The 13277-nt window shown below is 39.4% G+C and carries 12 protein-coding genes; 8 read left to right on the top strand and 4 right to left on the bottom strand.

The window, feature by feature from the left end:
• Entirely contained in the window at nucleotides 1–2187 is a 2187-nt protein-coding gene (locus F931_RS05170) for an AmpG family muropeptide MFS transporter (protein WP_016140372.1), read from the bottom strand.
• Between the two features lie 165 nt (nucleotides 2188–2352).
• Here F931_RS05170 and ycbZ point away from each other — a divergent pair, with 165 nt between their 5' ends.
• Entirely contained in the window at nucleotides 2353–4971 is a 2619-nt protein-coding gene (gene ycbZ, locus F931_RS05165) for a Lon protease family protein (protein WP_016140371.1), read from the top strand.
• A 50-nt stretch (nucleotides 4972–5021) separates the two neighbouring features.
• Here the strand turns inward: ycbZ and aaeR are convergent, their stop codons facing one another.
• The 3 genes from aaeR to surE all read right to left on the bottom strand — a co-directional run bounded on the left by aaeR (nucleotide 5022) and on the right by surE (nucleotide 7763).
• A complete protein-coding gene (aaeR, locus tag F931_RS05160; RefSeq protein WP_016140370.1) occupies nucleotides 5022–5951 on the bottom strand; it encodes a LysR family transcriptional regulator in 930 nt (309 codons plus the stop codon).
• A 102-nt stretch (nucleotides 5952–6053) separates the two neighbouring features.
• Complete coding sequence (nlpD, locus tag F931_RS05155; RefSeq protein WP_016140369.1) at nucleotides 6054–6881, bottom strand: peptidoglycan DD-metalloendopeptidase family protein; 828 nt, start codon at nucleotides 6879–6881, stop codon at nucleotides 6054–6056.
• A gap of 111 nt (nucleotides 6882–6992) precedes the next feature.
• Nucleotides 6993–7763, bottom strand: a complete 771-nt coding sequence (gene surE / locus F931_RS05150) for a 5'/3'-nucleotidase SurE (RefSeq protein ID WP_016140368.1) — start codon at nucleotides 7761–7763, stop codon at nucleotides 6993–6995.
• Between the two features lie 101 nt (nucleotides 7764–7864).
• Here surE and F931_RS05145 point away from each other — a divergent pair, with 101 nt between their 5' ends.
• From F931_RS05145 to hflD, 7 genes are all read left to right on the top strand, one after another.
• Entirely contained in the window at nucleotides 7865–8236 is a 372-nt protein-coding gene (locus tag F931_RS05145) for an MCR_0457 family protein (RefSeq protein ID WP_016140367.1), read from the top strand.
• 154 nt (nucleotides 8237–8390) lie between these two features.
• Nucleotides 8391–8813, top strand: coding sequence for an MCR_0457 family protein (locus tag F931_RS05140; RefSeq protein ID WP_016140366.1), 423 nt, complete (start codon nucleotides 8391–8393; stop codon nucleotides 8811–8813).
• Nucleotides 8814–8939: 126 nt separating this feature from the next.
• Nucleotides 8940–10088: a D-alanyl-D-alanine carboxypeptidase PBP5/6 gene (gene dacC, locus F931_RS05135; RefSeq protein ID WP_016140365.1), complete on the top strand. Its 1149-nt coding sequence runs from the start codon at nucleotides 8940–8942 to the stop codon at nucleotides 10086–10088.
• A 90-nt stretch (nucleotides 10089–10178) separates the two neighbouring features.
• Complete coding sequence (yrdA, locus tag F931_RS05130; protein ID WP_016140364.1) at nucleotides 10179–10730, top strand: gamma carbonic anhydrase family protein; 552 nt, start codon at nucleotides 10179–10181, stop codon at nucleotides 10728–10730.
• 144 nt (nucleotides 10731–10874) lie between these two features.
• On the top strand, nucleotides 10875–11363 hold the full coding sequence (nudJ, locus tag F931_RS05125; protein ID WP_016140363.1) for an NUDIX hydrolase: 489 nt from the start codon (nucleotides 10875–10877) through the stop codon (nucleotides 11361–11363).
• 4 nt (nucleotides 11364–11367) lie between these two features.
• The gene (gene mnmA, locus F931_RS05120) at nucleotides 11368–12501 is read left to right on the top strand and encodes a tRNA 2-thiouridine(34) synthase MnmA (RefSeq protein ID WP_005067972.1); all 1134 of its coding nucleotides are present in this window, start codon (nucleotides 11368–11370) and stop codon (nucleotides 12499–12501) included.
• Between the two features lie 13 nt (nucleotides 12502–12514).
• Nucleotides 12515–13246, top strand: coding sequence for a high frequency lysogenization protein HflD (gene hflD / locus F931_RS05115; protein ID WP_016140362.1), 732 nt, complete (start codon nucleotides 12515–12517; stop codon nucleotides 13244–13246).
• Nucleotides 13247–13277 lie beyond the last annotated feature (31 nt).

The following is a 13277-nucleotide window of genomic DNA, read 5'->3' as shown; positions in this document are numbered from 1 at the left end:
CTATTCACCTGCCTTTTCTGATTCATGTGCTTGATGATCTTTTAGCAGTTTTCCAACCCAAACCACTAAGATCAAGATTGGAATACCAATAATAGTTGTCATCAAAAAGAATTTTGGGTAACCAATATTACTCACTATGGTACCTGAATATCCACCCAAAAGTTTTGGTGTAAGTGTCATGAGTGAACTAAAGATTGCATATTGAACAGCTGTGAACGAAACACTGGTTAAACTTGAAAGGAATGCAATAAATGCTGCACCAGCCAAACCAGAAGCCAAATTATCGACAATAATGGCAAAATAAAGCCATAAAGAACTATATGGTTTAATGACCTTACCGCTAATTTCAACTGTTTGACCAGAAAGCGGATCAATATACGATATCGGATCAATATTCACATCAAGTTCACTTGGTGCTTTTAGATTTGGGTTAACAGCATATGGATGAGATGCAGAAAGTATTTTTTGTTCACCCTCTATTACAGCTACCTGAAGCTCTTTACTGGTCGATGCGACTAATTTTTTCGCATCAATGGCTGCACTAAAAACACCTTTTTGATCAGTCATTTTTGCATCAAAATTTTGCCCATCAAGACTAATAATAATTTTTTGGGTAGGAGTTAAAGCTTGACCAAAATATTGTCCACGGACGACAACACTTCCCTCTCCCTCTTTAAGTGAAACCTGATCATTCCCCATGACAGGTAAAATTTGTAGAGGTAATTTAGCTGACTCAGCCGTAAGTAATGGCTGAGTACGGATGACAGGTGCTACATCATTTTGTGCAGCATAAGCAGCTTTTACTTCGATTTGTTTTGTTCCGCTAAAAGCAGAGCTTGGGACTTCTAATTTCCATAACCCGACTTCATCTGGCTTGACTTGATAACTATGTCCACCAACTTTTACATCTACCATATCTAAAGGCTGACCAGATTTTACCAGTCCAATAAAAATTAAATTGGTAGAGCTTGCCAAAACAGCACCAACAAACATGAGTTTCATAATGTTGATGCGCTGTGCTAAAAGTCCGCCTAAGAAACCGCCGACTAAACTAAATAACACACCATAGATTTTTACTGCTTCTGCAATTTGTTCTTTACTAAAGTTTAGGTCTTGGTAAAACACATTAGAGATGACGCCAGCAATAATGTCTGAAATACGGAAGAAACCAATAAGTAGCAACAACACTAATGCAAGTTTGACACCATAACGTTTAAAGAAATCTAGAATTGGTGCAATCCACGTCTCTTTAGCCATTTGCTGGTTAACCACACCGATTTTAACGAGTAGGTAACCCACAAAAATGGCTGCACCAGTTGCTGTTAAAAACCTTAGTGCTTCCAAGCCAAATAATGCAGCACTGTCTTTAATATTGCCAGCTTGTGAAATTGCTTCGGTAACTTGCCCCGAATAAATATAAGTCACTACGAATGAAATAACGGCAATAAAAAATACGATCACCAAACGGTAGTAATCACTACTCTTATAGTTTTTATAAACACGATTTACCTGAGGTTCACGAACAAGCAGAGTCGTTACAATACCCACCAACATCACGGCGGCCATAGTTAGGTAAGTCGTTTTCCAAGCTTCGTAAATGTAATTACCTTTAGCCGTTCCCAAGTGGGCAGCTAAAAACAATGCGCCCGCTCCAGCCACAATCATCCCAATTCGGTAACCCGCATTATAGGTAGATGCCAATACCGTTTGCATTTCAGTTTCTGCTAATTCAATACGATAAGCATCAATTACAATATCTTGGGTCGCTGCCGAGAAACCAAGTAATACTGCACCTACCGCCATTTGAACAAGATAACTTTGACCTAAAGCAGGATCAGAGAAAGCCATAATACAAATAGCCAAAACGATCAAACACTGTGCAATCAATAACCAAGCTCGTCTTCGGCCTAACATCTTGGTTAAGACTGGCACAGGTAGCTCATCAATAAGAGGAGCCCATACGAATTTAAAAGAGTAACCAAGAGCCGCCCAGCTAAAAAAAGTGACTGCACTTTTATCAATGCCCGCCTCACCAAGCCATAAAGAAAGGCTTGAGAAAATTAATAAAATTGGAATTCCGGCAGAAAAACCCAGAAACAGCATAATTAATGCACGGCGATCTAAAAATGCTTTAAAAGCCGAGACCCAACCCGAAGCTTGTGTGGTCATTCGTTTTTTATTTTCCATAAATTATAAATGTGCCTATTCAAACTCTTCTTACAATTGCTTTCAAGATTCTTTATGCAATCAATTTGGTTTTGGCGATAAAAACGGCAAGTTTGCTTGATATTTTATGCTAAACCTGTATACCTTTAAGCTTCAACCTTCGTTTTCTTTTGCTGGATATCAACAGTGACACAAAAACTTGATCAAGTGACTATCTCAACTTTATCACTCGCTAAAACAAACACCACAAACGTCACAGTAAATGCATTTCCTTCAGCTTTTGAGCAACCTGATATAAAAATGACCTTAGATAAGACAGCCTTAAAACCCGAACAACTAACACATATTCCAGATTTTGAAAAAATTCCAGCTTCAACCAAACGCATCAAACCGCTTAATAACTTTTTAGGTCAAGATCGTGCTAAAGCATCTGTAGAGGCAGGAATTTCTTTGCCCTATTCAGGCTATAACATATTTGCTGTAGGAACTGCCGGTTTAGGCAAACGTACTATGATTAAACGTTTGCTACAACAACACGCCAAAACGATGCCAACACCTGATGACTGGGTGTATGTCTATAATTTTAAACAGGCACGTCAACCGATTGCGCTACGTTTTCCAGCAGGTCAAGGAACAAAGTTTCAACAAGCACTTCATCAAGCTTGGCAAATTATTTTAAAACAGCTCGAACGCCGTTTTAGCGCCGAGACTTATCATAATCGTATTGAAAGAATTCGTCAGGAAACTGGAGATGAACAGCAAGAAGCGCTTGTCGAGTTAACCAAAGAAGGCGAAGAGCTCGACTTAAAACTCATCTCTCGTAATGAAAAGCATGGCTTTGTACCTGTGCAGTTAAAAGATGATCAGGTTCAAGAGCTCACCCAAACAGAAATTGATGCACTTAATAGTAAGCAACGTGCCGAAATTGCAGCCAATATCCGCTACATGGATAAAAAGCTGGAACGTCTTGGCTTACATTTAGGTGATTTAGAAGATGATGCTCGCGACAAAGTATCTGTTTTAAATCGCGACATTGCAACACAAGTCGTTATGCCAAGAATGGACCTTATTTTAAATAAATATGGTCAGGTTAAAGGGCTTGAAGATTATTTAAAACAATATGCTCAAGATATTATTGAGAATGTTGAACTAATTTTAGAACAAGATGAAGACGACTTTGCTCCTTCAATGTTCAATCGTGTACCCGCACGTTATCAAGCCAATGTCATTGTAGCGAACAAGCCAAATAGTGGTGCTCCTGTTATTTTTGAAGACTTTCCAACGCATTATAATTTACTAGGTCATGTTGAACAGCTCACTCATAACGGCACAATTACCACAGATTTCACCTTAATTCGTCCTGGTTCTTTGCATCAAGCCAATGGTGGCTTTTTAATGCTGGAGGCGGAGCAGTTATTAGAGCAACCTTATGCGTGGCAAGGTTTAAAACGCGCTCTTAAATCTGGGCAACTTAGATTGTCTTCACTCGAACACATGCTCACCTTAACAGGCAGTATTTCGATTGAACCAGCGGCAATCCCACTCGACATTAAAGTGATTTTAATGGCTGAGCCTGAAATTTATTATGAAATTTTGGAGTTAGAACCAGAACTTGGCAGTGTCTTTAAAATTCGTGCAGATTTTACCGATACCCTGCAACGTAACGAAACCAATGAACAAGCTTATATGCAGTTGATTGCTGACTACGTGCAAGCGGATAAATTATTACCGTTTGACCGTAGTGCTTTGGCTGCTCTATTAACTGATTCTAGCCGACAAGCAGAAGATCAAAGCTCATTATCATTGCATGCTTCTACTTTGGGTGATCTCATTCGAGAAGCACATCACCATGCGTTTAAAGCTGATGATAAGATCGTTACTGAACAACATATCAACCTAGCGCTACAACACCGACAATATCGCTTAGGCTATTTAAGAGAGCTTTACTGGCAAGATCTTTCACGTGGTACTCAATTAATTGAGACTTCAGGTTACCGTCTAGGTCAGATCAATGCCCTCTCCGTTATTCATTATGCAGATGTTGAATTTGGTTTACCTTCACGTTTGACGGCATCTGTTTATCAAGGTGGTGGTGATATTCTTGATATTGAGCGTAGTGTAGAGCTCGGTGGCTCACTGCATGCAAAAGGCGTGTTGCTGATGTCTAGCTTCTTAAAAGCTCACTTTGGTCGTGAACAAATTTTGCACTTCTCTGCTGCCCTCGCATTTGAACAAAGCTACGGTCAAGTCGATGGTGATAGCGCAACTGTAGCTGAGCTTTCAGCATTGATTTCTGCGATTAGTCAGTTACCAATTGATCAATCTTGGGCAATTACAGGCTCAATGAACCAGTTAGGACAAGTTCAGCCAATTGGTGGTGTAAATGCAAAGATTGAAGGCTTCTATGATGCTTGTAAATTACAAGGATTGACTGGTAAGCAAGGTGTCATTATTCCTCGTCAAAACATGCAGCATTTAATGTTACGCCAAGATGTAATCGATGCTGTTCGAAGCGGCCAATTCCATATTCATGCGATTGACACGATTGATCAGGCACTTGAAATCTTAATGGCTCGCCCAGTAGGTACACTTGATAAAAAAGGTAAATACAGCAAACACTCAATTTATGCGGCTGTAATGGAACAACTTGAGTACTGGCAAGCAATCGAAGATGGTGCTGAAGTTGAAGAGGAATCAAAAAAGAAAAAGAAAAATAAGAAAAAAATCAAGAAGCATGAAGAGCTTACTGCGGAAGATCTGCCGCAAGAAAGTGTAGAGGAAGTTGCAACCTTAAAACAAAAGTAATAAAAAAGGGCCTGTAATAAACAGGCCCTTTTACTTTTAGTCTTAGAAAATTAGCGGACGATTTGGATCGCTCGGCCTCCTGCTAACTGACTAAAATATTGTTTAAGTGCTTCAACACAGCGCTGAATTTTCATGGGTTGTTGATCATGCTTGGCAACTTCTGCATACAACGTAAAAGTTGGCAATTTCCAATCAGGCATGAGTTCAATCAAAGAGCCATTTTTTAACTCTTTTTGAGCATCTAAATATAAAATTCGGGCAATTCCATGGCCTTGCTGACATAACGCTTTTGCAACTTGTAAATTATTGCTCTGCAAACGGCTTTGCATTTCAACATTAAGCGTTTCACCCGTTTTTACATGCTGAAAATGGAAATTGTGTGATTCATTCATTACATTAATCGACAACAGCTCGTGATCTCTTAAATCATGAGGATGCACAATTGGACTCGATTGATTTAGATAACTTGGAGAAGCTACTAAAATTTGATCGACAAAAGCCATTGGAATGACAGAGCTACTTTCTTCTACCGGAGTAGAACTCATGCGTACTGCAATATCAATTCGTTCTTCAATTAAGTCGATATAACGATGCCCAACTTCAAAATGCACAGATAAACCGCGATGAGCTGACATCCAGTGAGATAATGCAGGAATGAGGTGTTGAACTGCTAAATCAGGAGTTGTTGCGATACGCAAATCCCCAATTAAGTCATCCCTCAATTCATTAATTCTGATTTTTCCCCTTTCAGCAGCTGCCAACATTTCTTGACAGCTTGAAAAAAAAGCCTGTCCGGCTTCTGTCAAACTAAGTTTACGAGTGGAACGGTGTAATAGAATTACGTCCATTTCATGCTCAAGGGAGCGAATCTGCTGGCTCACCGCACTTGTTGTAATTCCTAATTCACGTGCCGCACCACTGAATGAACTTTTTTCAACCACACAAGCAAAAACACCCATCGCACGAAGCTGATCTAACATAGGTTTCCTCAAATCTAATTCTAAATTTATAAAAAAATGCTTATTGTTGTAATGAAAGCAACCAATTATATTATACGAGGAAACCTAAGTTTTATGCATTAGCTATTTTGGTAAAAGATTTATAGGATTAATTGGTTTTCCATCCAGACGGATCTGGAACTCAAGCATGACCTGAGATGCCCCAGTAGAACCCATTTCGGCAATTTTTTGTCCAGCAGTTACATTGTCACCGCTTTTCACCAACATCTTGCTATTGTGAGCATAGGCACTGATATAACCATCAATATGCTTAATTAAAACCAGATTACCATATTCTTTTAAGCCATCCGCTGCGTACACAACTTGACCATCCGCTGCGGCATAAATAGGATCGCCCTGATTTCCACCATAACGGATTCCTTTGACATTATTTGCCAAATTAAAGCCTTGAATCACTGGTCCATTGGTCGGTTTTATCCAGCGTAAGCTAGAATTTGGTGCAACTGAAGTCACTGTCGTATTTGTTGACGGTGCGGTCGTTGTAGGCGGAGTTACTGGGGTAACAGGTTGTGTAGTTGGTAAAGCAATCGTTTGACGCTTGATTTGCTCAGGCTGCGCCATAACTTGTGTAGATACCGTTCTTGGTGAAGAACCTTTCTTCAAACGCAAAGACTGATTAACATAAATACGATATGGTGGAGCAATATCATTCATTTCGGCAATACTGATATAGTCCAGACCATAACGCATTGCGATACCACTTAAAGTATCACCTGAACGAACTGTGTAATAGTTAGGGGCCATTGCATAGCGAGAACTATTATTAATTTGTGGTTTAGAAGCACATCCCGCCATAACCGCAGTAAAACCTACTGCTACAGACAACATCATAATTTTCATTATTTTGTCTTTTTGGATATGCACTCTGCTTTGTTGCCCAATTAAATGCATTGATCTCCCTCACTAAATGCTACAAATCATTTCGGCTAAGAGTACCAAAAAAGTAAGAGGAAACACGTTCCTCTTTTTCTTTATTCACAAAGTTATAACATTTGAAGCAGATTATTGACTCAGACTGAGCTGTAAATCTTCTAAAACGGCGTAATTTGTTGCATCCATTTGAATCGGTGTAACACTTACATAACCATTTGCAACCGCAAAAAAATCAGATTGAATCTGACTTGAAACACGCTGCGGATCTGTAACTGCCTCACCTGCTAAACCAATCCAGTAAACTTGACGGCCTCGTGGATCGACGTGACTAGTAATCGGTTTAGATTGAGCACGACGTCCTTGATACGTAATCTGTGCTCCTTTTAACTGCGGCACATCAGGAATATTGATATTAAAGATATGTCGCGGAGGCAAAGCTGGTAAACCGCTTGCAATAAAATCATGTACCCACTGCGCTGCCTGAGCATAATCTTCTTTATTGTTATAGGCACGCACATCAGGACCTGCTAAAGACACGGCAATTGCGGGTTGTTTCATTAAACGGCCTTCAAATGCAGCCCCTACCGTTCCTGAATATAAAACGTCATCACCCAAGTTTGCGCCACTATTGATTCCGCTTACGACCAAATCGAACTCAAAATCAAACAAACCATTCATGGATAAATAAACACAATCTGCTGGTGTACCATTTACTGCCCAGACATCTTCGGAAATTTGAATTGGGCGTAATGGTCGGTCCAAGGTTAATGCACTTGAGAAACCACTTCTTTCACTTTCCGGTGCAACCACAACCACGCGTCCAAGCGGTCTTAATGCTTCAGCTAAAGCCTGTATACCTGGCGCAAAAACACCGTCATCATTCGCTATCAAAATATTCACTAAAATCTTTCTCTACAAATAAACCTAAAGGTTTTCACAATTGAATTATTTGTTGAATTATATATATTTATGCCTCCATAGCATTATAAAATTGTGAAAAAATGAAAACTTTCGCTCCTTTTTTTCAGGTATTGGGGATCAGTATCACATTGTGTACGCAAGCGGTTTTTGCAGATGAGGACATTTCAACACAAGAGGCTGATAGCTTAATTAAAGATGACATTGCCGCAACGCAAGTTTTACAGGAAATCTGCCCAGCTTTCGTCGGAACAAATAAAAAACTTGAGTCAAATGCTCAAAAAATTATTGCAATGTATCTAAGTGGTTATTCAAATAAATCAATGACCTTAAATACTCTACAAAACGATGCTGAATTTAAAACTCTATTAAATGAAGCACGTCTTGCGGCAAAGCAAATGGACCATCATGAACAACATGAGCTCTGCGAAGAGATTGTCAATTATAAAGAATAGATCTTGCTCTTTTTAGATATAAGGATTTATTCATTTTTGGTTTTCTGCTTGGTATTAAGCAGAAAACCAACATAACAATACATTTTTTCCATTTTTTTAAAATCTAAATTGGTTAAGCTAACCGCATATTTAAAAATTTTATTTTGAGTTATCGATGTTTATGAAGAAAAGCTTAGTTCAATCACTCTCTTTGGTTTTACTTATGAGCATAGCAACAGTTGGTTTCGCTGCTGATAAGAAAAAAACAACTGAGAAGAAAACCGAAAATGAAAATGTTGTTGAAGTGACTCCACAACAAGGCACAACTCCTGAAGAATTAGCTGCAATTCAAGTACTTTCTGAAATTTGCCCAAGTTTGATTGGTAAAAAAGATACCGATTTTGCTCAAGGCTATGAACGCTTAGTGAAAGACTATCTACCAAATGAAACGGATGCCGTTTCTGCATTAGAAAAACGTAGCAAAGACAAAGGTTTCAAAAAATACTTAAAAGAAGCGCGTAAAGATGCAAAAGCTGCGGGTGATGAGCAAAATACATTAGTTTGCCAAGACGTGAAAGCATATCAATCGCAAAACTAAATTAGTAAAAAACTCTTGAGTTACAATACTGTTTGAAAAAGCCGACTTCCCCCATAGAAGTCGGCTTTGCTTTATCCTAAAATGCTAGGCTCTTCTGCTTCATACAAGATATTGGAATTACCTAGAATGACTCGAAAAAGCGCTATTGCTGCACTACTCCTCTTACCAAGTTTTTCTTATGCAGCAACTGTCTTATCAGCTCCGCCAGAATTAAATAATAAGTCTTATGTATTAATGGATTATGAGACAGGACAAATTCTCGCTTCTAAAAATGAAAACGAAAAGCTTGCACCTGCTTCTATGACAAAAATGATGACCAGTTACATCATTGAACAAAAATTATTAAAAGGTGAACTGACTGAAAATGAGCAGGTTCGTATGAACGAGTCTGCGTGGTGTAAAGGAAGTAGTTCTGAATCATGTATGTATGTCCCTTTAAACGGTACAGCGACTGTTCTAGAAATGCTCCGCGGTATTATTATTCAGTCAGGTAATGATGCATCGAAAGCAATGGCTGAACATATTGCCGGAAATGAAGGCACGTTTGCTCATATGATGAATCAGGAAGCAAAACGTATCGGCATGGTAAACACTCAGTTTATTAACTCAACCGGTATGCCTGCTGAAGGTCACTATTCAACTGCAAAAGATATGGCTGTCTTAGCGCAACATATTATTAAAGACAGCTCAAAATACTATCCAATTTACTCTGAAAAAGAATTCACATTTAACGGTATCAAACAAGGTAACCGTAATGCCTTGCTTTACACCGACCCAAGTGTAGATGGTTTAAAAACAGGCCATACAGATGAAGCGGGCTACTGCTTAACAACGTCAAGTAAACGTGGTCCAATGCGTTTAATTTCAGTGATTTTTGGTACGCCAAGCATGTCTGAACGTGCAGATCAAACGCGTACCTTACTGGCTTGGGGCTTTGCTAACTTTGAAACTGCAAATGTTCAACCAGCAAATCAAGTTCTTGCAAAAGCAAAAGTTTGGTTTGGTAAAGAAGATGAAGTTCAAGTTGGTTTAGCTGAAAACTTTAGTGTGACTATGCCTAAAGGTAAAGCTGATGGCATTAAAACTCAGTTAGTGGTTCAACCTAACTTAAATGCACCACTTCAAAAAGGTCAGGTTGTGGGCAAACTTGTTGCTAGCCTAGATGGCAAAGTAATTGCTGAAAAGCCTTTAGTTGCATTAAAGCCAGTTGAAGAAGCAAGCTTCTTTGCTCGTTTAATCGACCATATCAAACAATTCTTCAGCAACTTATTCTAATTTTTGAATAGGTGAATTAAGCACTCATGCTATTTAGCCTGAGTGCTTTTTTACTTTATAATTCGACTAAATTTTATTTTGATACTCATCATGGCAAAGAACATTCGTCCTTATCTTGAACACCACCCTCAAGTAGATGCAACCTGTTATATCGATGACATGGCTGTTGTGGTGGGTGACGTTAGCTTAGCTGAAAATGTCTCTGTCTGGCCTTTTGCAGTCATCCGTGGTGACGTAAATAGTATTCAAATTGGTAAAAACAGTAACGTCCAAGACCATTGTATGTTGCATGTTAGCCATAAAAATGACGCAAAACCCAATGGTTCACCTCTGATTATTGGTGAAGATGTAACCGTTGGCCACCATGTGACGTTGCATGGCTGCACCATTGGTAACCGTGTTTTAGTCGGTATTAACACCGTTATTCTAGATGACGTGGTTATTGAAGATGATGTAATGATTGGGGCAGGCAGTTTAGTGCCACCACGCAAAGTCTTAAAAAGTGGTTATCTCTATGTAGGAAGCCCTGTACAACAAGTGCGCCCACTCACTGAAAAAGAACTCGCATTTCTTCCTTATTCAGCAAGACATTATGTAAAAGTGCAAAATAATCATAAAGCTGCACAGGCAAATCAAGATTAATTATCTATCTTGATGGTAAGTAGTAAAAGTTCTGTTTTTTAAACGATATGGTTTTGTAGTATTGCTCATATCGTTTAGCAGATCACCATAGCCAAAAACCCCTAAATTTCGTATTATACGTCTTTTAAATCATGGTGCTTTTTTATGGCCGCATGGACTCCTCATGTCACTGTTGCTACAGTCGTAGAAAAAGACGGACGCTATCTTTTTGTAGAAGAGCATAGCGAAGGTTTTGTACACACAGTATTTAACCAACCTGCCGGTCATGTGGAATGTGGCGAGTCATTAACAGAAGCTGCTATTCGTGAAACCTTAGAAGAAACAGGTCATCATGTTGAAATTGATGCCTTGCTTGGTATTTATACTTATACCCCGCCCATGTTTCCCGATCGCACATATTACCGCTTCTGTTTTTTAGCGCATGTGACTCAAGTTGAAAGTAATCCTCAACTTGATACAGATATTGTCGCTGCTGTGTGGATGACACCAGATGAGCTCAAAGAATCTGCCCGTGCCCGTAGTCCTCTTGTGCTAAAAGCAGTTGAAGATGCCATGAAAGGCCACCATTATCCTCTATCGCTTATTTATGAGCACCCCTTCTCTCCCTCATTAACTTCTCATTTGGATGCCTAGTCCTATGCAACAACGTGTCATCGTCGGTATGTCTGGTGGTGTAGACTCTTCTGTTTCTGCAGCACTTTTACTTCAACAGGGTTATCAAGTTGAAGGTCTTTTCATGAAGAACTGGGAGGAAGACGACGGCACGGAATACTGTACAGCAATGGAAGACCTAGCCGATGCTCAAGCAGTAGCTGATAAAATTGGTATTAAGCTTCACACAGCAAACTTTGCTATGGAATATTGGGATCGAGTGTTTGAACTTTTCCTAGCTGAATATGCGGCTGGCCGCACACCAAACCCAGATATTTTATGTAATAAAGAAATTAAGTTCCGTGCATTTTTAGATCATGCTATGACTTTAGGTGCAGACTTTATCGCGACTGGTCATTATGCACGTCGTGGTGAAACTGCATATAACTCTAAAGGCGAAGCATATGCCCCATTATTACGTGGTGTAGATAACAATAAAGACCAAACCTATTTCTTGCACGCTGTTCATGGTAGAGAAATTAATAAAACTTTATTCCCTGTAGGCGAAATCGAAAAACCTGAAGTTCGCCGAATTGCTGAAGAACTTGATCTTGCTACAGCTAAGAAAAAGGACTCAACAGGAATCTGTTTTATTGGGGAACGTCGTTTTAATGACTTCCTTAAACAATATTTGCCCGCTCAACCGGGGAAAATTGTACTTGATACAGGTAAAGAAGTTGGTGAACATCACGGTCTGATGTACTATACGCTCGGTCAGCGTGGTGGAATTGGTCTAGGTGGTTTGAAAGGTGCAGCTGAGGGTGCATGGTTCGTACTACATAAAGATCTAGATAATAATCGCCTCGTTGTTGGTCAGGGACATGAACATCCACTCATGCAAAGCACTCAGCTTTGGAGTGAGTCAATTGACTGGGTAGCGGGTGAACAAAATATTCCTGTTGAAGGATTACGCTGCACAGCAAAAACACGCTACCGTCAACCTGATCAGGCATGTACAATTTTTATTGATGAAAACACTGAACACGGTGTACGCGTAGAGTTTGATGAACCTCAGCGTGCTGTTACACCGGGTCAAAGCGTTGTATTTTATTCAGATGAAGTTTGCTTAGGCGGGGGTGTCATTCACCATACAAATGCCCCTACACCAAATTTTATTTAAGGGAATGAATGGCATGGTGGAGTTACCATTTCAACAATCACAAGCCTTGAATGTTCGACAAAACCGTGCCCTTGCCTTGGCTGGGGTATTTCAGGCCACCCAGCTTACTCATATGACAGCGATGACGGGTCAACAAAGTATTGGTGAAAGTGGTAACTTCTATTTTGAGCTGTTAATTAAAGCGAGTTTAAATATTCGCCCTACAGCCAATAATGGTGTTCAAACCTTAGATTTTTTTAATCAGTTGGCTGATATTTCTTTAGGGCTTAAAACACTCGAAAATTGTATTACTCAACCTTTTTCAAACATGCCTAAATCTCGACTTCCAAAAATGGGCACAGCCAAACTTCCAATGTCCTACGCGATGTCGCTTTTACAGCTAGAGAAAAAGGTTTATAGCAATCCTGAATATGTCGCAATCATCGAGAAAGCTCAGCAGAAAATTTTAAAACAGCTTTCTTTTTTTGATAATAACTATTTACATCCAAGCATTTTAGCCAATTTGGCACAAACTTATGTTGATACTGCCGGGCAGATTAATCCACGCATTTTAGTTCGTGGTAATGCAGAAGCATTTAAAGATACCAACCATACTAACCGCATCCGCGCTTGTCTGTTTACTGGCTTGCAAATGGCCCATTTATGGCGACAACTCGGCGGTAGTTCATGGAACATGATTTTTAGCAAACGTAAATTGCTACAGGATATTCAAGCACTTGCTCGTTTACAGTACCAAGTCATTTAAGACTATAAACGAGATTTTTTTAGTTTTATGT

The sequence above is a fragment of the Acinetobacter pittii ANC 4050 genome (assembly GCF_000399685.1).
Classification (GTDB): Bacteria; Pseudomonadota; Gammaproteobacteria; order Pseudomonadales; family Moraxellaceae; genus Acinetobacter; species Acinetobacter pittii_E.
The sequence above is the reverse complement of the archived record's forward strand: the minus strand, read 5'-3'. Positions and strand labels throughout refer to the sequence as shown.